The following is a 24,568-nucleotide window of genomic DNA, read 5'->3' as shown; positions in this document are numbered from 1 at the left end:
GCGGCGCCCGAGGCGGCTGTGGGAGGATCATCGCCATGCAGGCAGCACTCCTCGTCGACGTCGGACAGATCGACTACCACGTGGGCGACGAGGCCATGGGCCACGCCGCCGTCGCCGCCCTGCGCGCTCGCGGGATCCAGGAGCCCGTGATGATCACCCGGGATCCGCAGCACACCGCGGCTCGGTTCGAGTCGGTCGCGCCGGTGCCCACCCTGCGCTTCCCCTGGCCCCCGGAGGATCGCGCGCGCTACCTCGGGGAGATCCGCGAGGTGCTCGACGGCCGCACCGACGCCCTGCCGCCGGAGGATCAGGTCTTCGCGCTGATCGAGGCGCTGCGCGGCGTGGACGCGCTGCTGATCGGCGGCGGCGGGAACATGAACTCCCGCTACGGCTGGCTGCTCAGCGAGCGCGCCGCCGTGGTCGAGATCGCTCGCAGCCTGGGGCTTCCCGTGGTCATCAGCGGGCAGACCCTGGGCCCCGAGCTCAGCGAGCAGGACCGCCCCGTGCTGGCCAGGATGCTCGAGACCGCGGTGCTCGTGGGCCTGCGCGACCCGGACTCCCTGGCGCTGGCGCAGCAGCTGTGCCCCGGGCATCCGGGGTTGCGCGCGTGCCCCGACGACTCGGTGGGCTGGGCGCTCGAGGTGCTCTCCGCCCCCTGGAACACCACGCAGAGCGAGGCCGCGGCGCCCGGCGGCTCGACGGCCGCGGCGCAGCCTCTCGCGGAGGCGCCATCAGCTGAGGCCTCCCCGTCGGGCAGCCCGGCCGCGGGCGCTGCTGCGGAGGACGTCGAGGCCCAGGCGCCGTCGGATCCCACCGCCCCGCGGATCGTGGCGACCTTCGCCCCCGGCGCCGGCCCGTTCGAGGAGCATGAGGCCGCTGAGGTCTATGCGGTCGTGCTGGACGCGCTGGTCGAGCGCACCGGCGGGGCAGTGGAGCTCGTGCCGCACCTGGCCCGTCCGGGCGAGCACGACGGCGACGAGGCCTTCCACCGGCTCGTGGCCGCCCGGATGCGCCATGCGGCCGCCCACCGTCCGATCGAGGACGCCGAGGACAGCCTGCGGCGCACCCTGAGCGCCGACTACGTGGTGAGCTCGCGCTATCACCCGCTGGTCTTCGGCCTGGCCGGAGGTGCGACCGTCCTGCCGATCGCCGTGGACCGCTACTCCCAGGTGCGCATGGAGGGCGCCCTGCGCACCTGGGGCATCTCCGGGCAGGTGGTCCCGCTGGCGGCGCTGATCACCCCGCGCGAGGCAGCGTGGGACACGCATCAGGCCGCGCAGCGCTGGACCCAGGAGGCGGTGGAGGGCCACCGGGAGTTCTGGAGCGATCTGCTGGCGCGTCGGGCCGCTGTGCGCGAGACGGCCGCGGCCTGGTGGGACGGGGTCCTGGTGGGGCTGTCCGGGGCGCTGCCCGGCCCGGCGGAGGTTCCGGAGGTCCCGGCGGCAGGGGCAGGCACCGAGTTCTCCCGTGCGCTGCGCCGCGACTGGACGGATCCGCAGGCGCCGATCGCGGAGGGCTCGGCGGCCTCCGTGGCGATCATCATGCGCACCAAGGACCGGCCGCTGCTGCTCGAGCGCGCCCTGGACGACGTCCTGGCCCAGACCCTGGCCGACTGGCGGCTGGTCATCGTCAACGACGGCGGCGATCCCGAGCCCGTGCAGCGCCTCGTCGACGCCCGGGAGCAGCGCTTCCGCGGACGCTGCCGGATCCTCTCGCACCGCCGCAGCGTCGGCATGGAGGCCGCCTCCAACCGCGGGGTGGCCGCCTCGGACAGCGAGTTCGTGGTGATCCACGACGACGACGACACCTGGGACCCCCAGTTCCTTCAGCGCACCGTCGCCTTCCTGGAGCGGCCGTCGTGCACAGATGCCGGGGTCATGGCCCGCACGGAGATCGTCTACGAGCAGATCGACGACCATGACGGCCAGAAGAGCGTGCGCGAGACCGGGCGCGCCCTGTTCTGGGCCGAGCAGAGCGCGATCACCCTCAGCGAGCTGCTGAGCATCAACCGGGGCGTGCCGATCTGCTTCCTCTACCGTCGCAGCCTGCACGGGCTCGTGGGGGGCTTCGACGAGTCCCTGCCGGCCGTCGGGGACTGGGAGTTCAATCTGCGCGTCGCCTCGAGCGCGACGATCGGCTTCCTGCCGGGCCGGCCCCTGGCGTTCTGGCATCAGCGCCCCAGCGCGCTCGGCGCGGACGGCAACTCGATGTGCGCGGGCAAGGCCCTGCACGAGAAGCACGATCTTGCGGTGCGCGAGCGGCACCTGCGCGAATGGACCGATCAGAACGGGATCGGCCTGCCGCTGTGGATGGCGCGGGAGATCCAGGATCTGCGCGAGCGGCTCGAGCAGATGCAGGAGGCCCAGCAGCAGATGCTCGAGCAGAACCGTCAGCTCCTGGAGGCCGTGCAGGCGCAGCGGGAGCTGACCCAGAAGGCCGAGCAGCGGATCAAGGAGCACTCCCTGAGCAGCCGGGTCGGTCGGGTGCTGCGCCGGATCGCACCCTGGGCCTTCCGGGGCCGCTGAGGCGTCTGGCGGGGCAGATTCATCAGCAGACGCATGGTGTGCGCAGTGTGGGGTGCGTCTCCTAGGATGGCCGAATCGGCCCAGCAGCGAAGATCCCCACGTGCGAACCCTGACTCGAGGCCGATGACCGTGGGAGTGCCACGGTCATCCCCGCAGTACGTGCCTGAAAGCGAATCGCCTCATGGTCACTCCTCCCACTGACAACCTCCCTGCTGGTCCCGCCGAGCTCGCCGATCTGGCCGGCCTGATCGATCCGGCGGTCGAGCAGGCCACCACCTGGATCCGCAGGGCCCAGCAGCTCTCCGAAGAGGGAGTCGCGGACTCGGACGCCGCCGACCGCCTCTCCGCCATCCTGCAGGACCCCCGCGGCCTGGACTTCACCGTCGGCTTCGTCGATCGCGTCATCCGCACCGAGGACAGCGTCGCCGCCGCTCGCGCCCTGCAGCGCATCGCGAGCATCGCCCCCAAGTCCCTGTCCGCGCTGGATCGCTCGCAGATCGTCTCCGGCAGCTACATGAGCCACCTGGCTCCGGCCGTCGTCATCCCGATCGCCCGCGGCCGCCTTCGCCAGATGGTCGGGCACCTGGTGGTCGACTCCCGACCGGGCCCGTTCGGCAAGGCCGTCGAGCACATCACGCAGCGCGGCGACTCGCTGAACATCAACCCGCTCGGCGAGGAGGTCCTGGGCCTCGCCGAGGCCGATAAGCACCTGGACGAGGTCGACCGCATCCTGGCCCGCGACGACGTCGACTACGCGTCGATCAAGGTCTCCTCCGTGGTCCCGCAGCTCTCGCACTGGGGCTTCGACGAGACCGTCGAGCGCGTGGTCGAGCGCCTGCTGCCGCTGTACCGCAAGGCCGCCGATGCCCCGGCCGGGACCAAGTTCATCAACCTGGACATGGAGGTCTACTCGGACCTGCACCTGACCACCCAGGTCTTCACGACCCTGCTCTCGCGCCCCGAGCTGAAGAGCCTGGAGGCGGGCATCGTCGTGCAGGCCTACCTGCCCGATGCCCTGGGCGCGGTGCAGCACCTGTCCGAGTGGGGCGAGCGGCGCGTGGCCGAGGGCGGCGCGCAGATCAAGGTCCGCCTGGTCAAGGGCGCCAACCTGCCCATGGAGCGCGTGGACGCCGAGATGCACGACTGGCCGCTGGCCGTCATGCCGACCAAGCAGGCCACGGACGCCAACTACAAGCGGGTCCTGGCCTGGGCCATGGACCCCGAGCACCTGCGCGGGATGCGCATGGGCGTGGCGGGGCACAACATCTTCGATATCGCCTTCGCCAAGCTGCTCGCCGAGCAGCGCGGGGTCTCCGAGCGCATCGAGTTCGAGATGCTGCAGGGCATGGCCGCCGAGCAGTCGATCGCCGTGTCCGAGGACGTCGGGGGAGTGCTCTACTACGTCCCCGCCGTGGCCCCGGAGGAGTTCGACGTCGCCGTGGCCTACCTGGTGCGCCGCCTCGAGGAGAATGCCGAGTCCGAGAACTTCATGTCGGGGATCTTCGAGATCGAGCCCGGCAACGAGATCTTCCGCCGCGAGGAGGGCCGCTTCCGCGCCGCCGTCGAGCAGCTGCTCGAGGAGGGCATGGTCCTGGACGGCGAGCGGGCCCCGGGCCCGCACCGCGTGCAGGACCGCACGCAGGAGGCCGCCGGGCGCCAGAGCGGCTACCAGGGCCATCAGCCGCTCGACGAGCCCTTCCGCAACGAGCCGGACACCGACATCTCGATCCCGGCCAACCAGAAGTGGGCGCTCGAGCTGCGGGATCTGATCACGGACCGGTCCTGGTACCAGGGTCTGGCCACCCCGGACTCGCTCGAGCTCGACGACGTCGCCGAGATCGTGGAGACCGGTCGCAATGCTGCCAAGGGCTGGCGCGAGCGCGGGGCCCGGGAGCGCGCGGAGATCCTCAACCTCGCTGCCGACAAGCTGGCCGAGCGCCGCGGGCACCTCATGGCAGTGGCCGCTGCCGAGACCGGCAAGGCGTTCACCCAGTCGGACGCCGAGGTCTCCGAGGCCATCGACTTCTGCCGCTGGTACGCCCGCCATGCCGAGGAGCTGGAGCAGGTCGACGGCACCGAGTTCGAGCCCGATGTCCTGGACCTGGTCACCCCGCCGTGGAACTTCCCGCTGGCCATCCCCACCGGCTCGACCGTCGCCCCCCTGGCCGCCGGCGCCGCCGTCATCCACAAGCCGTCGCCGCAGACCGTGCGCTGCTCCGCCGCGCTGATGGAGGCGCTGTGGGAGGCGGGCGTCCCGCGCGACGTCCTGCAGCTCGTGGACGCCGTCGAGGGCGACACCGGCAAGGCGCTGGTGAGCCACCCGGGCGTGGACCGCATCGTGCTGACGGGCGCCTACGAGACCGCCGAGCTGTTCGGCGGCTGGCGCAGCGGCCGTCCGGTGATCGGCGAGACGTCGGGCAAGAACGCCCTGATCATCACTCCGGCAGCGGACCGCGATCAGGCCGTGTGGGATCTGGTCACCAGCGCGTTCGGCCACGCCGGGCAGAAGTGCTCGGCGGCCTCGCTGGGCATCATGGTCGGCTCGGTGGCCACCTCGCAGCGCTACGAGAAGCAGCTGCTGGACGCGGCGTCGTCCATGGTCGTGGACTGGCCGGAGAACCTGCAGGCCATCGTGGGCCCCACGGTCGAGCAGCCGGGCGACAAGCTCAAGCGCGCTCTCACCCAGCTGGACGAGGGTGAGGAGTGGCTGCTCCAGCCCAAGCAGCTCGACGACTCCGGCCGCCTGTGGCGCCCGGGCATCAAGACGGGTGTGAAGCCCGGCTCCTTCTTCCACGAGACCGAGGTCTTCGGCCCCGTGCTCGGGCTGATGCACGCCAAGGACCTGGACCAGGCGATCGAGTGGCAGAACGCCGTGGAGTACGGTCTGACCGCCGGCATCCACTCCCTGGACGTGCAGGAGGTCGGCTCCTGGCTGGAGCGCGTGGAGGCCGGCAACCTCTACGTCAACCGCGGCATCACCGGCGCGATCGTGCAGCGCCAGCCCTTCGGCGGCTGGAAGAAGTCGTCGGTGGGCCTGGGTGCCAAGGCCGGCGGTCCGAACTACCTCACCCAGATGGGCCACTGGACCAAGGGCGCCTTCCGCGCAGGCAACTCCGTGGAGGTCCAGCCGGGGCTGCTGCCCGCGGTGCGCGACGTCCTGGGCGACGCCGACGTGATCGAGGCGCTGCCCGCGGAGGATCTGGCCTGGCTGCGAGCCTGCGCTGCCGCCGACCAGCGGGCCTGGGAGTCCGAGTTCGGCGTGGCCAAGGACCCCACGGGCCTGGTCAGCGAGGCCAACATTTTCCGCTACCGCGCCCGCGACATCGTGGTGCGCGCTGCGGAGGATGCCCCGGTCACCGACGTGATCCGCGTGGGTCTGGCCGCCGCTCGCTCCGGCTCGGAGGTCACGCTCTCGGCCGCGCCTGCCGTCATGGAGGCCCTGCCGCGGGCGGCCCGCGCCCTGTTCACCCAGGTGCTGCCCGCCGTCGACGACGAGCGGTTCCGCGTCCAGGCCAAGGCCCGACGCCTGCTCGGCGCCCGCACCGCCTACCGCGCGATGTCCGAGCCGGAGGAGCAGCGCTCCGCGGTGCAGAAGCTGCGCGATCGCCTGCCCTTCGGCGGCCGGGCCTCGGAGGACTCCGATCCCGAGGTGCTCGAGCTCGGCGTGGGCGCGCGCATCAAGGTCGTCGGCACCGATGCGGACCTGGTGGTCGATCTGGGGGCCACCCCGGACGTGGCGGTCATGATGCACCCGATCGTCGGCGCCTCCCGCGTGGAGATCCAGGAGATGCTCCACGAGCAGGCCGTGTCCATCACGCTGCACCGATTCGGCAACCGGTTCGCCGACATGCACCGGCTGCGGGACGAGCTGATGGGCTGAGGAGCGCGATCGGCGGATGCCTGCTCGAGGCATGGATAATCGAATGCCGACGATGAGATGACGGGCCGATCGGGGCGCCGCTGCCCAGCGGCGCCCCGATCGGTCATTGCAGAGGGGAGCAGCTATGTCATTGCGCGAGACCATCGCCCACCTTCCGCCCGAGCAGCGGGAGCGGATCGCCGGATTCGCCCGGCATGTGCCTGCAGGGATCAAATTCGGGCCCGTGTTCCGACAGACCCAGCGGGAGATCCGGAAGGCGTGGACGGTCCCGTCATGGGGACGTGAAGAGCGAGATCGACGGCTGCAGTCGCTGCTGGATGCCGCGGCTGGAACGGACTACTACGGCTCAGCTGCGGGGTACGAGGCGCTGGTCGAGACGACGATGCCGCCGATGGAGCGGCTGAGCCGCCTGCCCATCCTCCCGCGGGAGGCGGTGACGGAGCACAGCAGCAGGATGCTCACGGTGCCCGAGGCCCAGCTCGAGCGGGTCGCGACTTCCGGGACCTCCGGGGAGCCCATCGTGTTCTGGCTCGACCGCAGCCGGGGCGCCAGCGAATGGGCCTACGTCCTGAGCGCCTGGGAGCGGAGGACCGGCTATCAGGCCGACGACTGGCGTCTGCGGCTGCGCGGAGCCGAGCTTCCCGGTGGTGCGGACTGGTTCGTCCAGGGCTCCACGGGGGAGGTCGTGCTGCGCGTCCAGGCGCTGCGTCCCGAGCTCATCAGGGAGCACTGGCAGCTGGCCTCTCAGCGAGGGATCCAGTACCTGCACGGCTTGCCATCGGCCATCGCGTACCTGGCGCGCCTGGTGGAGACCGAGCTGCCGGACGATGACTGGCGGCACAGGATCCGGGGGATCCTCGCCGTCTCGGAGGAGCTCACAGAGGCCCACCTGGAGATCCTGCACCGCGTCTTCCCGCAGGCGCGCGTGGCCAACTTCTACGGGCTGAGCGAGCGCACGGCCTTCGCCGTCATGGACGACGACGGCGATTTCCACCCCGAGCCCCTCTACGGGGCCGTCGAGCTGGTCGATGAGCAGGGCCGAGCCGTCGAGGTCGGCGCTCGCGGCAGGATCATCACCACCGGTCTGCGGCTCATCGGACAGCCCTTCCTGCGCTATGACACGGGTGACTCGGCGCTGCGTACGGGAACGGATCCCTGGGGTCAGCCGATCTTCCGCGAGATCCGCTCTCGACGCAGGCGGGAGGGGCTGATCCGCAATGACGGCAGCTTCCTGCCCGCCGCGATCTTCGGAATGCACACCATGGAGGTGCTCGCAGCTCGGAAGTTCGGGTTCCGACAGCACGAACCGGGCAAGGCCACGTTCCTCGTGGAGCCGGTCACCGGAGCCACCGATGCGCAGATCCAGGAGCTCTACAGAGCGATGGCGGCGGTCATCGGGGATCGCATCCACCTCGAGCTGGAGGTGGTGGACCGTCTGGAGGTCCCGGCCAACGGCAAGGAGCGTCTGGTGGATCAGCAGATTCCGGGGGCGGCGACCACCTGGTCATGATCCTGCAATCGCATGGAGAATTTGCGGACGAACACGTAACCTCGCATCAGAGGTGCGCGCCTCTGGGCAGCTGATCCGATGACCCCCGGCGCGACCACATCCGAAGGGGAGAGCTTGAGATCGTTTCGTGAGAAGGTCGCCCACCTTCCGGCGGACCAGCGGGAGAGAGTGGGCCCCCTCGTCCGAGCCATTCCGCCGTCGCTGCGCTATGGACCGGTGTTCCAGCGGACGCTGAGGGAGCTGCGCAAGGCTCGCACGGTGCCGTCCTGGGCGGCCCAGGAGCGCGGACGACGGCTCGAGCAGCTGCTCGATCAAGCAGCCGAGACCGATTATTACGGTTCCGAGCCCGGATACGAGGCACTGCGCGAGCGCGGCGTCGGCGCCTTCGAACGACTTTCCCGCTTGCCGATCCTGACCCGCGAGCAGCTGTCCAAGCACTCCCTGCGCATGCTCACGGTCCCGGAGAGCGGCGTCCAGATGACCGCCACCTCCGGCACCTCGGGCGATCCCATCCTGTTCCACCTGGACCGGCAGCGCGGGGCCGCTGAGTGGGCCTACGTCTTCGATGCCTGGCACCGGGCCACGGGCTATGAGCTCGACGACTGGCGGCTGTTCCTGCGAGGGGCGGCCGATCTGCCCGGTGGGGCGGATCACTACCTGCAGCGCGCGACCGGCGAGCTGGTGCTGCGGGTCCAGGCGCTGGCCCCCGAACGCATCCAGGAGCAGTGGGGCTGGGTGCGCGATCGCGGGATCCGCTACCTGCACGGCTATCCGTCGGCCCTGAGCTACATGGCCAAGCTGGTCGAGGAGCAGCTGCCCGACGACGAATGGCGTCATCAGATCCGCGGCGTCCTGGCCGTCTCGGAGGAGTTCACGCCCGGCCAGCAGCAGACCTTCGAGCGGGTGTTCCCGAATGCGGGGATCTCCAACTTCTACGGTCTGAGCGAGCGGACCTGCTTCGCCTCGATGGATCCGGACGGAACCTTCCATGCCGAACCCCTGTACGGCATCACGGAGCTGCTCGGAGAGGACGGCCTGCCCGTGGAGGTGGGGCAGCGCGGCCGGCTCGTGACCACCAGCCTCATGATCAAGGGCCAGCCGTTCCTGCGCTATGACACGGGAGATTCCGCCGAGCGCGTGGGCACGGATGCCTGGGGTCAGCCCACGTTCCGAGCGATCTCCTCACGGCGCGGCCGAGAGGGCCTGGTACGCGCAGACGGCTCGCTGTTCCCCACCACGTCACTGAACGTGCACGGGCATCAGTTCCTGTGCATCCGCCGCTTCCGCTTCCGGCAGGACGTGCCCGGCCGCGTCACGCTGCGGGTCGAGCCCACGGCTGATGCCGCCCCGGAGGAGCTCGAGGAGTTCTACCAGGCGATGTGCCGACGCACGGCCGGTCAGGTGGAGCTGGGCTTCGAGCTGGTGGGGCACCTGGAGATCCCGCCGAACGGCAAGGATCGGATCGTCGACCAGAACATCGCCGGAGTCAGCGGGACCTGGGCCTGAGCCCGACGGCAGGCCCGACCTACCGTCGGTCAGCGCAGCTCGGTGCGCGGGCGCGTGGTCGCGACTGCGGCGATGATGCCGAGCAGGAGGCCGACGGCAGCACCCATGACTCCGATCATGGTCATGCTCAGGCCAGACGGATCCTCGGGAGTCGTGGGGCTGCCCGCCGGTTCGATGCTGACCTGCGCGTCCTCGGCGCTGGTCGCCACCACCGAGGTGAGGGCGTCGCGCCACGCCTCCGCCAGGGCGCTCGCCTCCTCCGGCGACTCGCCCACGGCCGTGATCTCCACGCCCGTGGTGGCCGGTGTGGCCGTCACGGTGATGCCGTCGAGCAGCTCCGAGGCCGACTTGTCGGTGTCGAGATCGCTCTTGGCCTCCTCGGCGACCACCAGGGACTCTCCCAGGGCCTCGTAGGTCGTGGTGCGGGAGATCGCCAGCTCCTCGGCGGCCAGGCGCTCGGCGGCGGTGTCATCGTCCGCCCCGGCGTGGACCATCATGGTCGTGACCGACTCGTACTGCGGAGGCTCCGAGGCCGCGAGCCCGAGCGCGATGCCGAGACCCAGGATCAGGCCCACGAGCGGGGCCCACCAGCGCCGCCGCAGCGCCGTCCCGAGATGCTCGGCGGACACGTCTCTGACCATGGGATCGCCGCCCTGATTGCGGGACCGGGTCTCGGTGCGCCTGCTGGTCTGCATGATTCTGCTGCTCCCCCTGAATTCGAATCGTTCGCTCTCCCCAGAGCGAGGCGGACGGTGCTGCAGTGCTGCGAAGGCTCCCGTCCGGTCTCCCAGAGTAGTGTCACCGATCTGACGCACATGCTGTATACGGCCATGAACCGTGCAGTTGAGTGGACAAACAGCCTTCATGAACGAACATCTGCCCGGAGGCACGTGACGTCGTGCCATCATGTCGTGATGCGTGCCGCCGCTGGGGAGCGGTCGGGCGCAGCGGCAGGTGCTCGGCACCGGATCGGGGGATCCGGAGCGTCGACGCCCTGCATTCGACGGCACGGGGACCGTCCCGGGGAGGAGCACACATGCAGACTGCAGTCTCAGCCCTGTCGTGGGGTGCCCTCGGCGCGGTCCTGCTGGTCGGCGTCGCGTGGGTGATCAAGCTCTGCCTGACGCATCCCAAGGCCACCATCGGGGCCGCCGTTGTCTACTCGATGATCTCCCAGACCGTCGGCACGGTGGGCGGCATCTCGATCCTCAACTACGGCGACGAGCTCGCCGTCGTGCTGGCCGTGGGCGTGGCCTGCGCTCGGCGTCTGATCGATCATCATGCGCTGCGCTTCTTCGCCGCGGTGTGGTTCCTGCTCGCCTTCATCCTCTTCGGCCTGATCAGCAGCGTGGTGCATGCCGTGCCCTCGTCCATCACGCTCATGGGGACCCTGCTGTACCTCAAGGGGCCGGCGCTGGGCTTCGCGGTGGCTCAGCTGGACTGGCGTCGTGCAGATCTGCCTCGCATCGCCAGAGCCGGCGCTGCGGTGATCGTGGTGATCCTGTTCACCTGCGCGCTCAACGCCGCGGCTCCGGGCCCGTGGAACGACTTGGTGAGCAGGACGGAGGTGGCCAGCGAGCGCGGAGGCTTCACGAGCCTGACCGGGCCCTTCGACCACCCGGTCGGGCTGGGCACCACCATGGCCCTGGCCTTCCTGGCCATCTACCTCTACCGCCTGCTCGTGCGCCGGACGCCCTTCACGTTCGTCCTGCTGATCGCCACGGGCCTGGCCTGCCTGGCGGCTTTCCGCCGCAAGTCGATCGTGGCGGGGATCGCCGTGGCCCTGGGCGTTCGCGCTGTCCTGCCCCTTCCACGGGCTCTGTTCGTCACGAGTGCGGTGATCCTCCTTCCCGTGGGCCTCGTTCTCCTGCGGGAGCCCCTGACGGCCGTCGTCGACGGGACCCTCACCGAGTACCTGACCGACTGGGATCGGGTCGCTCGCATCCGGATGACGATCGACGGCTTCCTGCTGGCTGTCGGTGCGTTCCCCCTCGGAGTGGGTCTGGGCCGCTTCGGCTCCTTCACGGCCTCCGAGAACTACAGCCCGATCTACACGGATCTGGGCTACGAGCGGATCTGGGGTCTGGGGCAGGGCGACATGGGCGGCTTCCTCTCGGACACCTTCTGGCCGGCCCCGCTGGCCGAGACCGGGATCCTGGGCGCCCTGTGCTATCTGGGAGCGCTGATCATGTTCATCGTCCCCGGCTGGCGGATGATGCGCTCGGCCTCGGATGGGCACAGCAAGTGGATCGGGGCGGTGACTGTGGCCTGGTTCGCCCAGCTGCTGATCGAGTCGGTCGTCGCGCCGGTCTTCCTGTCGCCGCCGATGTACGGGCTGCCGTTCGCAGTGGCAGGGCTGTGCCTGGCGCTCGGAGCAGAGCCTCGCAGCGGGCGACGAGCGCTGGGGGTGAGGCCGTCGCAGGCCGCCGACCAGGATGCATCGATAGCCAAGCCCGGACGCGCTCCTTGGGAGCTCGGTGCCCAGCAGCAGGAAGGAGTCTCATGATCAAGGCGACCATCATCGGACCTGCCCCCGGGTCCTCGGGCGGAATCGGCATCATGGCCGGTCATCTGCTCGGCACGAGCTCCGAGCGCACGTCACTGGTCTTCCTGGATTCCGGCGGTGCTCCCGGACCGGCTCTGCAGAGGCTGGCGCATTTCGTGAGGGCGGCCGCTGACTGCCTCGGGCCTTCGTCAGCGCACCTGCGGGTGTTCGCCGTGGCCTCCCGCGGCAGCACATGGCGCAAGCTGACGCTGAGCGCACTGGTGCGCCTTCGCCGCCGTCCATACGCACTGCACCTTCACGGGGGCGGCTATGACGACTACTTCCGATCTCGTGGGCGCCTGGAGCAGGCCCTGGTGAAGAACATGTTCCAGGCGGCTCACCAGGTCATCGTCCTGGGAGAGAGCTGGGCGCAGTTCGTCCAGGAGGAGCTCGGGGTGTCGGATGTTGCCGTGTCCGTGCTGCCGAACGCGGTCCCTGGTCCTCAAGAGGTCCCGCAGCACGTGACCCATCCGATGCGCGTGCTCTTCGCGGGCCGCGTGGGTGCCCGCAAGGGGGCCCCCGAGCTGCTCCAGGCATGGTCCCGGATCAGCGCCGGGCGCGATGCCGTCCTGGTCCTGGCAGGCGATCTCGATGACCCGGATGGCTCCATCCGGGCCGCCGTGGACCGCGCGCAGCGGGTCGAGCTCACCGGCTGGTTGGACGCGGAGCCCCTGCAGGATCAGCTGCGCCGCGCCCAGATCCTGGTGCTGCCCAGCCGGGCGGAGAACCTCCCGCTGTCGCTGCTCGAGGGCATGGCGTGGGGGCTGGCACCCGTCGTCACGCCCGTCGGGGCGGTCCCGGAGGTCATCCTTGACGGTGAGAACGGCGTCCTGGTGCCGGTGGGGGAGGTGACGGCGCTCGCTCGGGGCCTGGCCGAGCTGATCGACGACGACGCCCGGCGGCAGCGGATCGCCGCCGCCGCCCGCACCACCTGGGAGCGGGGCTACAGCATGGACGGCTACCGCCAGCGCTTCGACGACATCATCGAGGCGGCCGTCGGGGCCGCAGCGCAGACCACGGAGGAGAAGCCATGACGTCGCAGGGACTCGAACCGCAGCTGCAGGCCGAGGTCGACGGGGCCCTCGGCCGCGCCATGGACTTCGCCCGTGAGCGCGACTACGCCGGGACGGACCCGTACGACGGACTGCTCTCGCCGTACGCGCGCGTGCTGCGCGGACGCGTTCCCCGCCAGGCCTGGGTGCAGGGGCACAAGCGCCTGGGCCGCGGCCTGCGCGCCGCCACACGTGTTCCCCCGGTGCGCATGACCAAGGGGATGGCGCTGTTCTCGACGGCTGCATCGCTGTCCGGCGACGAGCAGACGGCCAGGCAGCTCGCGCAGCGGATCCTCCAGGAGCGCGGGACGGGTCCGTGGGGCTACGAGTTCGACGTCCAGACGCGCTGGGCCTTCTATCCGGCAGGCAGCCCCAACGTCATCGCGGTGACCTTCGCACTGCGCGCCCTGTCCGCGGCGGGGATGCTGGACCGGGTCAGCGCTGACGTCCGTGATTGGCTGGAGGGGCAGTTCCACACATCGGGCTACTTCCGGTACACGACCACCTCGGACCGACTGGTGCACAATGGGTCCTTGCTTGCGGCGGAGTCGCTGGCGATGCTGGACGGAGACAGGGAACTGATCCGCACTGCGGTGGACCGGGCGGTCCGCGCGCAGGCGGAGGACGGCTCCTGGCCGTACGGTGAGGGTCCGGGACTCGAGTGGATCGACAGCTTCCACACGATCTACAACCTGGACTCGCTGTGGGCGCTGCAGCAGATGGGCTTCGAATCGGGGGATTCGGCAGCTCGCGGCGCGCAGTTCTGGAAGGACCGCTGTCTCAGCCCTGAAGGTCTCCCGCTCTATATGGCGGATGACCGGCAGGTCTCGACGGATGTGCACAACGTGGCCACCACGGTCGGGTATCTGGCCCGCGCAGCGCAGCGCGGCTGGCCGGTCCCGGACCCGGAGGCCGCGATTCGGCATCTGCTGGGACTGCAGGGCGGCGACGGCGGATTCCGCAGCGGAGGCAGGGGGCTTCCGCACATGCGGTGGAATCAGGGCCACGCGGCTGTCGCGCTGGCCTCATGGGCATCGTCAGGGCGGCGGGCCGATTGGGACTCTGGGGGGAGAACCGATGACGGATCAGATGCAGCGAGTGATCGCGCCTGAGCGCACGGACGTGATGGGTGTGGGCGTCGATGCCCTCACGATGGATCAGACCATCGACCGGCTGCGGGAGATGATCGCCACAGGCAAGGGGCAGAACCACCTCTCGGTCAATGCCGCCAAGCTCGTGGCGGCCATCGAGGACCCGACCAAGCTCGAGGAGTTCAACCAGGGGACGCTCGTGAGCGCCGACGGCCAGGCCGTCGTGTGGGCCGCCCGCCTCCTGGGCCGCCCGCTTCCGCAGCGTGTGGCGGGGATCGACGTCATGAACCGCCTGGTCGATCTCTCCGCCCAGGAGGGGCAGCGGATCTTCCTGCTCGGTGCTCGTGAGGACGTCGTCGGGCGAGTGCGCCGCGAGTTCACCGCCCGCGGCGCCAACGTGGTGGGACACCGCGACGGCTACTGGCGCCGGTACATGACGGATGCCGAGATGGCGCAGACGATCCGCCTGCTCGACGTCGACATCCTCTTCGTGGCTTTGCCCTCGCCCATGAAGGAGGATTTCATCTACGGCTTCCGCGAGGCCATGAACGTCGGCCTCAGCGTGGGGGTGGGCGGCTCGTTCGACGTCGTGGCCGGCCGCACCCGGCGGGCTCCCGCGATCATCCAGCGCCTCGGCCTCGAATGGCTCTTCCGCCTGGTGCTGGAGCCGCGGCGGATGTTCAAGCGCTACGCGGTCGGCAACTCGAAGTTCCTCTGGTACCTGGTCAGGGAGATGCTGCGCCGCGGCTGAAGGCGGCCCCCGCGTCCGACGGCGGACGCGCGGTCTCAGGCCCTGCGCGCCGGCCGGGCGGTGCCCACCGCCACCAGGATGCCGACGAGCAGCCCCACCGCCCCGCCGACCACCAGGACGGCCGGATCGGACAGGCCCGACGTCGTCGCGGGCACGGTCGGCTCCCCGGCCGGCTCGATGCTCACGCGGTCCCCGGCCCCGCCGGATCCGTCGGCGTCGGCGGCATCGCTGAGCGCATCGCGCCAGGCCCCGGCCAGCTCGGCGGCGCCGTCGGCCGAATCCGCCGTGGCGGTGATCTCCAGGCCGGTGGTCTCGGGCGTGGACACCACGGTGACCTGCTCCAGCAGGTCCTCCGGAGAGGTCTTCAGCCCCAGGTCGCGGCGCACCTCGTCGGCCACCACCACGGAGTTGCCCAGCGACTCGTAGGTGGCCGCGCGAGCCTGCGCCAGGTCCTCGGCGGCCAGGCTCTCGACCGAGGTCGCGTCGTCGGTGGAGGGGCGCACGAGCGCCATGGTCACGGAGGTGTAGGTGGGGGCCTGCGTGACGACGAAGGCCGCGGCCAGCCCGAGCCCCAGGATCAGCCCGAGCAGCGCCTTCCACCATCCGCGGCGCAGCGCAGAGCCCAGCTCCGCGCCGCTGATGTCGCGCACTGCCGGAGCCACGGTCTTCTCTCCTGCCGAGCTCTGGTGCATGGCCTGCCCTTCGTCGGTCCCCCGCGCGCCCTGGGCGCGCCATGTCATCCCAGCGGCGCCTCGGGCGCGACGGTCCCCCCGGAAGCCGTCGGCCATGCCGCTGCTCGGGGCTCAGCCCCGGCGCGCTCATGATAGGCAGGCGCGGCGGCGGCGCGTCGAGAGCGCGGCGCAGGAACTGCTGCGCGACGTCAGATGTGGGGACAACCGGACGCCCCTTGTCAGATGAGCTTCCGAGCGTGCGAGCATGGGCCCGGAGACCGCGCGCCGCCCGTCGGATGCGCGCGGGCGGACGACGCTCGGGGGAGCGTCGCAGGGGGAGGGGGAGAGGTGACGGGTCCTGCCGAGGCGCTGGTGCTCGCGGCGGTCTGCGCCCTCGGTGGCGCTGCCGTGCTGTGGCTGCTGCGCGCGGCCTTCCGCGCGCCCAAGGCGTTCGCCGGCGTCGTCGCCGTGTCGACCGTGATCTCCCAGACGGCGCAGACGGTCACCGGCAGCAGCGCTGTGGGGTACATGGACGAGCTGTGCGTGCTGCTGGCCGCCGTGCTGTTCACCCTGCGCAGGCTGCGCGATCACGGAGCGGTCCGCTGCTTCGCCGCGCTGTGGCTCTTCCTGGCCTTCGGCCTGCTCGGGGTCCTGAGCGGTCTCGTGCACTCGGTGCCGCTGGGCATCACCGTCACCGGAGCCTTCCTGTTCCTCAAGGGCCCCGTGCTCGCCTTCGCCCTGGCGCAGCTGGACTGGCGCCGCGAGGACATCCCCGGGCTGATCCGCGGCGGCGCCGTCGCCGTCGTCGTGATCCTGCTGTTCACCGCGGCCAACGCGGCCGCACCCGCGGCGTGGAACGACTTCATCAGCGCGGGCACGGTCGAGCTCAGCGAGCGCGGCGGGATCGCCAGCCTCTCCGGGCCGTTCAACCACCCGGTGGGACTGGGGACCACGATGTCCCTGGCGTTCATCGCGATCCTGGCCTACCGCTCCACGATCCGCCGCTCCCGGATCAGCCTGGCGCTGCTCATCGGCTCCGGGCTCGCCTGCCTGCTGGCCTTCCGCCGCAAGTCGATCGCCTCGGCCCTCGTGGTCTCCCTGGGGACCCGAGCGTCGCTGCCGGGCAAGAAGGCCATGTACCTCACGAGCCTGGCGATCCTCACGCCGGTGGCGCTGATCCTGGGCTGGGACACGCTCACGCGCGTCGTGGATGCCACGCTGACCGAGTACCTCTCCGACGTCAGCCAGACCGCTCGCATCCGCCTGACCCTGGACAGCATCCCGCTGGCGCTGGGGGCCTTCCCGCTCGGCGTGGGCTTCGGGCGGTTCGCCTCATTCACGGCCGCGGAGAACTACAGCCCCTACTACCAGGAGCTCGGCTACACGCGCATCTGGGGGATGACGGGCCACGACGAGGTCGACTTCCTCTCGGACACCTTCTGGCCCGCGCCCCTTGCGGAGACCGGCGTCCTGGGCCTGCTGTGCTACATCGGCGGTCTGGTCATGCTCGGGCTGCCCGCCTGGCGGATGATGCGCCGCAGCCAGGATCCGCACCTGCGCTGGATCGGCTCCGTGGGCGTCGGGTGGCTCGCGGCCATGGCCATCGAATCGGTCGCAGCACCGGTGTTCGTGGCCCCGCCGATGTACGGGCTGCCCTTCCTGCTCTCCGGCGTGGTGCTCGCCCTGACCGCGGAGCCGACGACCGCCGCGGCATCCGTCGGTGCGCCCGAGCCTGTGACCGCGACCGGCCCCGCATGCGGACCCGGTTCCGCCTCCGAGCCCGTCTCCGCGTCGGGAGCGGCCATCGCTCCCTGGGCGAGCGCCGCAGTGACGGTCCCCTGGGCACAGGGCGGGCCCGAGCCCGTCGGCCCGCAGCCGGGGCGGCCGGACGGCTCGGACCCGCCCGAGAGCGACCCGGGTCGACGTGCCTGAGCCGCACAAGTGGGGGTGCCCGACCCGGGTGCTGCGCCGGAGGCGGGACGTAGACTGTGGCGCCGCAAGACAGGCCCGCCGGCAGGCGCCTGCGCGCCGCGGGGGCGGTGCGGGGACCGGGAGGTCCGGCGCCGCGGCACGGGGATCGCACGGCATGAGCGGAGGACGGGTGGGACATGGCTGCTGAGAGACAGCGCGCTGCCGCCCTGCAGTCCGCACTCGTCATGTCCATCCGCATCGGCGGAGCCGCCCTGCAGATGCTGCTGGTAGCCGTCGTGGCCCTGCGCTTCCCCGTCGAGATGGTGGGGCTCAACGGCATCATGTGGGCCGTGGCCCTGGTGGCGCGCGCCGCCGGCACCTTCGGGCTCGACACCTCCGGCATGCGCTCGCAGTCGCCGCTGTGGGCCGAGGGCAGGCACGACGAGGCCCGCGCCATCGCCCGCCGCGACGCCCGGGCCCTGCTGCGCATCTGGGCGGTGCTCACCGTCCTCGCCCTGGCGGCGTCCCTGATCGTCCAGCTCACCGCGGGGACCGGAGGGCTCGTGCTCGTCCTCTACGGCGTAGCCGTCTCCTCGGCCCTGGGGCGCCTGTTCATGGTCCAGCGGGTGGCGCGGCAGGCGCCGCTGGCGGGGCAGTTCCTGGAGTCCGTGGCCCTGCCGGGGCTCGCGCTGCTGATCGCGATCGCCTCCGCGCTGCTCGCCCCGCAGCTGCTGATCCCGGGGCAGGTGGCCGCCTTCGTGATCATCAGCATCGCCTTCTGGCGGCTGTCGCCCTCGGCAGGGCCGCCGCCGCCGAGCGTGACGGTCCCGCCGGTGCCGTGGGGTCAGTCGCTGATCCTGGCGGCGGGGTCCGCGCTGACCGCGCTGAGCGTGCGCGGGCTGATGTTCCTGCTAGGCGCGCGCTCCCTGGCGGCCACCGGCACCTACGAGGTCGCCCAGCGCATCCAGTCCGCAGGGGCCATGGGCACCACCGCCGTGGCCACCGTCTTCATGCCGCGGATCGCGATGTCCGTGACCCGGCGCGGCAGACTGGTCGCCCTCGTGCTGGAGGCGGCCGCGGTCTCGGCAGTGCTTCCCACGCTGCTGCTCGGCTTCCTGCTGGTGCTGGGCGAGCAGCGGATCGTCGATCTGCTCGGCCCGGAGTACCAGGGCACGTGGGGCGCTTCCGTCATCCTGGTGGTGGCCACGCTGATCAACGCCCTGACCTCGGCCACGAGCAACGTGCTCATGTTCGGCGGGCGCGAGCGGCTCTTCATGGTCATCAGCGGGGCTCAGCTGGTCCTGGTGGTGGGCGGGGCCTGGCTGCTGGGGACCGACACTGCGGTGGGCATGGCCTGGTGGATGCTGATCGGCGAGCTGCTGCGCTCGTGCTCCATGGTCACCGGGTTCCTGGTGCACCTTCGGGGACTGCAGCCCAGGCATCGAGCCGACTGACCCTCACATCTACGTGATGTATCAACTATAATTCGGGGCGTCCCGCGATCAGAGGAGATGCCATGCAGCTCGGACTCAACACCTTCGGCGACGTCCACCCCGGCCCGGACGGTCAGCCCCTCTCGGATGCCCAGGTCATCCGCGACGTCCTGGCCGAGGGCATCCAGGCCGACCGTGTGGGCCTGGACTTCTTCGGGGTCGGCGAGCACCACCGCAGCGATTTCGCGGTCTCCGCGCCGGATACGGTCCTGGCGGGACTGGCCACCGCCACCGAGACCATCCGTCTGGGCACCGCCGTCTCCGTGCTCTCCTCGGACGACCCGGTGCGCCTGTACCAGCGCTTCGCGACCGTCGACGCCCTGTCCTCCGGCCGGGCCGAGGTCGTGCTGGGCCGCGGCTCCTTCACGGAGTCCTTTCCCCTGTTCGGCTTCGACCTGCAGGACTACGAGCGGCTGTTCGAGGAGAAGCTCGAGCTGTTCTCCCGTCTGCAGTCGGAGGGGCCCATCACCTGGGAGGGAGGTCTGCGCCCGGCGATCGACGGACTCGAGGTGCATCCCAAGACGGAGTCCGGGCGCCTGCCGGCCTGGATCGCGGTGGGCGGCTCCCCGCAGTCGGTCGTGCGTGCCGCGCACTACGAGATGCCCGTGATCTTCGCGATCATCGGCGGCAGCCCCACCGCCTTCGCGGCCTTCGCGCAGCACTATCGCCGGGCTCTGGAGCACTTCGGCAAACCGGAGCTGCCCATCGCCTGGCACTCGCCGGGCCACGTGGCCGAGACGGACGAGCAGGCGCGCGAGGAGTTCTTCCCCGCCCAGGCCCACAATCACGCGGTGATCGGGCGCGAGCGCGGCTGGCCGCCGCTGTCCCGCGAGGCGTTCGAGCAGATGGCCGGGCCCGACGGCGCCTATTACGTGGGCTCCCCGGAGACCGTGGCGCGCAAGATCGTGCGCCATCAGAAGGCTCTCGGCGCTGCCCGCTTCGACCTCAAGTACGCGGTCGGAACCCTGTCGCACAGCGCCATGATGCGCTCGATCGAGCTCTACGGCACCGAGGTCCGCCGCTTGGTCCAGGACATGCTCGCCGACTGATCCTGCGCGGTCGTCGTCCTCGTCCCTGCCCTCGCGCGCGGGCGGGGACTAGGGTGTGTGCATGGCTTATCACGCAGACGCGGCAGACGTTGACGGCAAGGAGATCCTCACGTGGGAGGGCTTCGGCGCCGCCACCCGGGAGCTCGCGCAGGAGATCGCTGACAGCGGCTTCGTGCCGGACATCATCATCGGCGTGGCCCGCGGCGGGCTGGTCCCGGCAGGCGCGCTGTCCTACGCACTGGGCGCCAAGCTGCTGGACGCGGTGAACGTCGAGTTCTACACCGACGTCCACGAGACCCTGCCGGACCCCGTTCTGCTGGCCCCCATGCTCGATGTCGAGTCCATCACCTCCAAGAAGGTGCTGGTGGTCGACGACGTCGCCGACTCCGGGCGCACCCTGGCCCTGGTGCTCGAGCTGCTCAAGGGCTACCAGTCGGACACCCGCTCGGCCGTCATCTACTCCAAGCCGCGCTCCCTGGTGGACCCGGACTTCGTGTGGAAGGCCACCGACGAGTGGATCGTCTTCCCCTGGTCGGACGAACCCCCGGTCACCCCGTCCGCCTGAGTCGTCCAGTTCCAGAGAAGCCCCCGATGCCGCAGCGGCATCGGGGGCTTCTGCGATCCGGCCTGTGCGCAGCGGCTCAGCTCGCCCGACGGCTCACCAGCGCAGCGGTGGCCTCGGCGATCGCGCGCTCCTCGTCGGTGGGGACCACCAGGATCTCCAGGCGCGACTCCGGCGTGGAGATGCGGCGGACCTCGTCGCCGCGCACGGCATTGGCCTCGGGGTCGAGCTCTGCGCCCAGCGCCCCGAGCTTGTCGACCACGCGCTGGCGGAAGCCCGCGGAGTTCTCCCCGATCCCCGCGGTGAAGATCAGGGCCTGAGCCCCTCCGACGGCCACGTGGTAGCCGCCGATGTACTTGGCCAGGCGGTAGGCGGTCATCTCCAGGGCGAGCTCGGCGCGCTGGTCGCCGGCCTGTGCGCGCTCGTCGACCGTGCGCATGTCCGAGTGGCCGGCCAGGGCCTTGAGCCCGGACTCCTTGTTCATGATCTGGTCCAGGCGCTGAGCATCGAGATCCGGGTAGCGCTCGAGCAGGGCCGTGACGATCGACGGGTCCAGATCGCCGGTGCGGGTGCCCATGATCAGCCCGGCCAGCGGCGTGTAGCCCATGGACGTGTCGTAGGACGCTCCGTCCCTGATCGCGGTGGCCGAGGCCCCGTTGCCGAGGTGGGCGACGACCGCGTCGAAGCTGTCGCGCTCCACACCCAGGAAGCGTGCGGCCTCGCCGGTGACGTAGTCGTGCGAGGTGCCGTGGAATCCGTAGCGGCGCACGCCGTACTCGGAGTACATCTCCTCGGGCAGCGCGTAGCGCCACACGTGCTCCGGCATGGAGCGGTGGAACGCCGTGTCGAACACGCAGACCTGGGGCATGTGCGGCCACTTCTTCTGGATGGCTCGCAGGCCCAGGGCGCTGGCCGGGTTGTGCAGCGGGGCCAGCGGGGCCAGGCGCTCGATCGCGCGGATGATCTCGTTGCTGACCAGCACCGGGGCGGAGAAACGCTCGCCGCCGTGGACCACGCGGTGCCCGGCGGCGTCGATCGTGCGGTCGCCGAGCTCTTCCTCGAGGCGCTGGGCCAGCAGCTCCAGGGCCTGCGTGTGATCCTCGATCTCCGAGGTGCCGATGTTCTGGATCAGGCCCTCGGTGATGACCTCGCCGCCCTCGGCCCCCTGGGTGGCCTCGTCCATGTTCACGAGCTCGTCCACGCGCGGCATGGAGGAGGTGTAGGCGGAGGGCTCCCCGCCCTCCTGGGTGGTGACCTCCCGGACCTGGTACTTCAGCGACGACGAGCCGGAGTTGACGACGAGGACGAGCATGGCGCTCCTTCGGATGGTGGGATTCGGTGTGCTGAGGTGCCGCTGCGGCGGACGCTCAGCCGTTCTGGGCCTGGATCGCGGTGATCGCCACGGTGTTGACGATGTCCTCGACCGTGGTGCCGCGGGAGAGGTCGTTGACCGGCTTGCGCAGGCCCTGCAGGACCGGGCCCACGGCGACGGCACCGGCGGACTGCTGGACGGCCTTGTACGTGTTGTTGCCGGTGTTCAGGTCCGGGAACACGAACACGGTCGCGTGCCCGGCCACCTCGGAGCCGGGCAGCTTCTTCTGGGCGATCGAGGCGTCCACGGCGGCGTCGTACTGGATGGGGCCCTCGACGGGGAAGTCCGGCTCCTCGGCCTGGACCAGTCGGGTGGCCTCGGTGACCCGCTCGACGTCCTCGCCGGAGCCGGAGGAGCCGGTCGAGTAGGAGAGCATGGCCACGCGCGGGTCCACTCCGAAGGCCCGGGCGGTCTGGGCGGAGGCCTTGGCGATGTCCGCGAGCTGCTCGGCGTTCGGGTTGGGGTTCACGGCGCAGTCGCCGTAGACCAGCACGCGGTCCTCCAGGAGCATGAAGAACACCGAGGAGACGACGCCGACGCCCTCCTTGGTCTTCACGAACTCGAGCGCGGGGCGGATCGTGTTGGCGGTGGTGTGGGCCGCGCCCGAGACCATGCCGTCCACATCGCCGAGCTGGACCATCATGGTGCCGAAGTACGAGCCGTCGAGCATGCGCTCCAGGGCGGTGTCCTTGTCCACGCCCTTGTGCTTTCGGTACTCCACGTAGGCCTCGGCGTAGCGCTCGCGGCGCTCGGCGTCGTGGCGGAAGTCGATCAGCTCGAGCCCGTCGGCCTCGAAGTCCAGGTCGATGCCCTCGGCATCGCACAGCCGGGCCACCTCGTCCGGCTCGCCCAGGATGACCAGGTCGCAGAAGCCGCGGCGATGGATCATCTCGGCGGCGCGCAGGATGCGGGCGTCGTCGCCCTCGGGCAGCACGACGGTCTTGCGGTCTCGTCGGGCCTGCTCCACGAGCTCGTGCAGGAAGCGCAGGGGAGTGCGCCGCTCGGGGCGCTCCAGGCGCAGGCGGGAGGCCAGCTCCTCGCCGTCGACCTGATTCGCCCAGGCGCCCAGCGCGGCCGCCGACTTTCGGGCGCCTCCCTTGACGATCCGCCCGCGGGCGGAGCCGACGCGCTTGGCGGCCGTGTAGGTGTCCTCCTCGGTGCTCAGGACGGGGAAGGGGGCGCCGGCCACGAACGAGCGCACCAGGCCCTCGGGCACGAAGCCGCCCGTGAGCAGCACACCTGCGGGGGTGGCCTGATCCGGGGTGAGCGCTGCGGCCAGGGTCGCCATGAGCACGTCCGAGCGGTCTCCGGGGGTGATCACCAGATCGCCGTCCACGAGCAGCTCCAGGAAGTGCTCGACGTTCATGGCCGCGATCTTCACGCCCTTGATGTCGCGGTCAAGGGTGACGTCGGTGAGGTCCGAGCGCAGGCCCGCCGACTCCACGAGCTCCTCCACGGTGGGGCTGATGACCTCCGGGACCTCGGGCAGGACGTAGACCGGGAGGTTGTGCAGCCCGCGCTTGGCCTTGTGGGCGACCTTCTCGACCCACTCGGCGGGGCAGCGGTTGACCATGATCGCGAAGATGTCGCACTTGGAGTCGCGCAGCTCCGTGCGGGTGACCTCCACGGCGTTGAGCAGGTCCTCCGGGTGCTCCGCCTGCTGACCGCCGATGACCGCCAGAACGGAGCAGCCCATGTTGTTGGCCAGGCGCGCGTTGAGGTCGAACTCCGCGGTGGCGGCGTTGTGCGCCAGCAGGTCGGTGCCGTCGACAACGATGACATCGCAGTGCTCGGCCATCTGCGCGTAGACGTCCACGGCCGCCGAGTCCAGGGCGTCGTGATCGCCCGAGGCCAGGATCTCCCGGCAGCGCTCCAGGGTGACAGCGCCGCGGCACCGCTCCGGCGGCAGCTCGAAGGTCTGGGCCATGAGCGCGAGCATGGGGTCCTGCTCTGGGGTCTCGCCCAGGTGCACCGGACGGAGGAAGCCCACACGGTCGGAGTTCTTGAACAGGGTGTCCGTCAGCCCCAGCGCGATCAGGGACTTGCCGGCGGCCGGGGTCATGGCGCTGAGGTAGATGCCTTGGGTCATGGGGATGCTCCTCGTCGAGGTCGTCTCCGTGCCCCGCCCCTGCGTGGTCCCCGGGGGCTTCCCCGAGCACGCCGACGGGCACAGACCAGTCTGCTGTCCAGCCTAGGCGGTGGGCCTGCCGCCGGACCCGGGGTTGCCCGGGCTTCCCCGGGGTTTCACATGGCGGTCGTCGACGGGGCCCTGTCCGAGTGCCGGTGAGCAGGCTTACGCTGGGGGCATGATCGTCGCCTTCTCCGTATCGCCCATGGGCGGGGACAACCCCGCCGGCTCCGTCCACGACGCCGTGGCAGCCGCCGTCCAGGTCGTCCGCGACTCCGGGCTTCCGCACCGCACCGACTCGATGTTCACCAGCATCGAGGGCGAGTGGGACGAGGTGATGGCCGTCGTGAAGGAGGCCACCGAGGCCGTCGGGCGCTTCGGGCCCCGCGTCTCGCTCGTGCTCAAGGCGGACATCCGACCCGGTCACACTGGCGAGATCGACGGCAAGGTCGAGCGTCTGGAGGCTGCGATCCAGCGCCAGCAGCTCGAGGGCGGGCACGCAGCCCAGGACGAGTCCTGAGT

General features: G+C 70.8%; 17 protein-coding genes. 13 read left to right on the top strand and 4 right to left on the bottom strand.

The genetic code is table 11. From position 1 onward, the window contains the following. The first annotated feature begins 35 nt into the window (after positions 1-35). From FFS25_RS00865 to FFS25_RS00850, 4 genes are all read left to right on the top strand, one after another. Positions 36-2,525: a polysaccharide pyruvyl transferase family protein gene (locus tag FFS25_RS00865; RefSeq protein WP_137801572.1), complete on the top strand. Its 2,490-nt coding sequence runs from the start codon at positions 36-38 to the stop codon at positions 2,523-2,525. 181 nt (positions 2,526-2,706) lie between these two features. Beyond that, positions 2,707-6,405 carry a proline dehydrogenase family protein gene (locus tag FFS25_RS00860; protein WP_171004036.1) on the top strand — a complete coding sequence of 1,233 codons (3,699 nt, stop codon included), beginning with the start codon at positions 2,707-2,709 and terminating at the stop codon, positions 6,403-6,405. Between the two features lie 223 nt (positions 6,406-6,628). Then, on the top strand, positions 6,629-7,915 hold the full coding sequence (locus FFS25_RS00855) for an AMP-binding protein (RefSeq protein ID WP_249933707.1): 1,287 nt from the start codon (positions 6,629-6,631) through the stop codon (positions 7,913-7,915). A gap of 114 nt (positions 7,916-8,029) precedes the next feature. Then, the gene (locus FFS25_RS00850) at positions 8,030-9,421 is read left to right on the top strand and encodes a phenylacetate--CoA ligase family protein (RefSeq protein WP_040560545.1); all 1,392 of its coding nucleotides are present in this window, start codon (positions 8,030-8,032) and stop codon (positions 9,419-9,421) included. A 29-nt stretch (positions 9,422-9,450) separates the two neighbouring features. Here the strand turns inward: FFS25_RS00850 and FFS25_RS00845 are convergent, their stop codons facing one another. Further along, entirely contained in the window at positions 9,451-10,116 is a 666-nt protein-coding gene (locus FFS25_RS00845; protein WP_006214088.1) for a YveK family protein, read from the bottom strand. A gap of 341 nt (positions 10,117-10,457) precedes the next feature. Here FFS25_RS00845 and FFS25_RS00840 point away from each other — a divergent pair, with 341 nt between their 5' ends. From FFS25_RS00840 to FFS25_RS00825, 4 genes are read left to right on the top strand one after another with little or no spacing between them, the layout of a single operon-like run. Further along, positions 10,458-11,927, top strand: coding sequence for a hypothetical protein (locus FFS25_RS00840; protein WP_137801569.1), 1,470 nt, complete (start codon positions 10,458-10,460; stop codon positions 11,925-11,927). Further along, a complete protein-coding gene (locus FFS25_RS00835; RefSeq protein WP_137801568.1) occupies positions 11,924-13,000 on the top strand; it encodes a glycosyltransferase family 4 protein in 1,077 nt (358 codons plus the stop codon). The genes FFS25_RS00840 and FFS25_RS00835 overlap by 4 nt, the downstream gene beginning before the upstream one ends. After that, on the top strand, positions 12,997-14,130 hold the full coding sequence (locus tag FFS25_RS00830) for a prenyltransferase/squalene oxidase repeat-containing protein (protein ID WP_058871966.1): 1,134 nt from the start codon (positions 12,997-12,999) through the stop codon (positions 14,128-14,130). The genes FFS25_RS00835 and FFS25_RS00830 overlap by 4 nt, the downstream gene beginning before the upstream one ends. Further along, a complete protein-coding gene (locus FFS25_RS00825) occupies positions 14,096-14,860 on the top strand; it encodes a WecB/TagA/CpsF family glycosyltransferase (RefSeq protein WP_137801567.1) in 765 nt (254 codons plus the stop codon). Before FFS25_RS00830 ends, FFS25_RS00825 begins: the two co-directional genes overlap by 35 nt. A gap of 35 nt (positions 14,861-14,895) precedes the next feature. Here the strand turns inward: FFS25_RS00825 and FFS25_RS00820 are convergent, their stop codons facing one another. After that, entirely contained in the window at positions 14,896-15,552 is a 657-nt protein-coding gene (locus FFS25_RS00820) for a YveK family protein (RefSeq protein WP_058871967.1), read from the bottom strand. Positions 15,553-15,879: 327 nt separating this feature from the next. On the opposite strand from FFS25_RS00820, the gene FFS25_RS00815 reads away from it, so the two are divergent. The 4 genes from FFS25_RS00815 to FFS25_RS00800 all read left to right on the top strand — a co-directional run bounded on the left by FFS25_RS00815 (position 15,880) and on the right by FFS25_RS00800 (position 20,549). Next, a complete protein-coding gene (locus tag FFS25_RS00815; RefSeq protein ID WP_137801566.1) occupies positions 15,880-17,463 on the top strand; it encodes an O-antigen ligase family protein in 1,584 nt (527 codons plus the stop codon). A gap of 176 nt (positions 17,464-17,639) precedes the next feature. Continuing rightward, positions 17,640-18,896, top strand: coding sequence for a lipopolysaccharide biosynthesis protein (locus FFS25_RS00810; protein ID WP_137801565.1), 1,257 nt, complete (start codon positions 17,640-17,642; stop codon positions 18,894-18,896). A gap of 62 nt (positions 18,897-18,958) precedes the next feature. Then, positions 18,959-19,984, top strand: coding sequence for an LLM class flavin-dependent oxidoreductase (locus FFS25_RS00805; RefSeq protein ID WP_058871970.1), 1,026 nt, complete (start codon positions 18,959-18,961; stop codon positions 19,982-19,984). Between the two features lie 61 nt (positions 19,985-20,045). Beyond that, the gene (locus tag FFS25_RS00800; protein WP_137801564.1) at positions 20,046-20,549 is read left to right on the top strand and encodes a phosphoribosyltransferase; all 504 of its coding nucleotides are present in this window, start codon (positions 20,046-20,048) and stop codon (positions 20,547-20,549) included. 76 nt (positions 20,550-20,625) lie between these two features. On the opposite strand, the gene FFS25_RS00795 is transcribed toward FFS25_RS00800, so the two are convergent. Continuing rightward, on the bottom strand, positions 20,626-21,858 hold the full coding sequence (locus tag FFS25_RS00795; RefSeq protein ID WP_061711010.1) for an acetate/propionate family kinase: 1,233 nt from the start codon (positions 21,856-21,858) through the stop codon (positions 20,626-20,628). 55 nt (positions 21,859-21,913) lie between these two features. Further along, complete coding sequence (pta, locus tag FFS25_RS00790; protein ID WP_137801563.1) at positions 21,914-24,007, bottom strand: phosphate acetyltransferase; 2,094 nt, start codon at positions 24,005-24,007, stop codon at positions 21,914-21,916. A 217-nt stretch (positions 24,008-24,224) separates the two neighbouring features. On the opposite strand from pta, the gene FFS25_RS00785 reads away from it, so the two are divergent. Beyond that, on the top strand, positions 24,225-24,566 hold the full coding sequence (locus FFS25_RS00785; protein ID WP_137801562.1) for a thiamine-binding protein: 342 nt from the start codon (positions 24,225-24,227) through the stop codon (positions 24,564-24,566). Positions 24,567-24,568: the final 2 nt, after the last annotated feature.

It is taken from the genome of Kocuria sp. 2SI (genome assembly GCF_005502825.1).
Taxonomy (GTDB): Bacteria; Actinomycetota; Actinomycetes; order Actinomycetales; family Micrococcaceae; genus Kocuria; species Kocuria palustris.
The sequence above is the reverse complement of the archived record's forward strand: the minus strand, read 5'-3'. Positions and strand labels throughout refer to the sequence as shown.